At 64.0% G+C, this 275-nt stretch carries 1 protein-coding gene; it reads left to right on the top strand.

Features of this window, described 5'->3' with window-relative positions; translation table 11 throughout:
• Positions 1-275: FG-GAP repeat domain-containing protein (locus OUY22_RS36725; RefSeq protein ID WP_270159924.1), on the top strand; the 275-nt coding region annotated here is incomplete at both ends.

The raw sequence follows: 275 nt of genomic DNA, 5'->3' as shown, positions 1-275 counted from the left end.
GCCGACTTCAACGGCGACGGCAAAGCCGAACCCGCCATGATGCGCGACGACGGCGACAACACCATGACCATCTACCGCTGGACCTCCAACGGAACAGAGTTCAACCGCGCCACCGACTACAACTCCGGCGGCTGGACCATGACCAACACCGGCAACCGCGTCGCCGCAGGAGACGTCAACGGCGACGGAAAAGACGACCTCGTCGCCACCTACCAGAACACCGACGGCACCTTCAGCTACCACGTGTGGAAGAACGGCCTCACCCACGCCGGCAC

It is taken from the genome of Nonomuraea corallina (assembly GCF_027620315.1).
GTDB lineage: Bacteria > Actinomycetota > Actinomycetes > Streptosporangiales > Streptosporangiaceae > Nonomuraea > Nonomuraea corallina.
The sequence above is the reverse complement of the archived record's forward strand: the minus strand, read 5'-3'. Positions and strand labels throughout refer to the sequence as shown.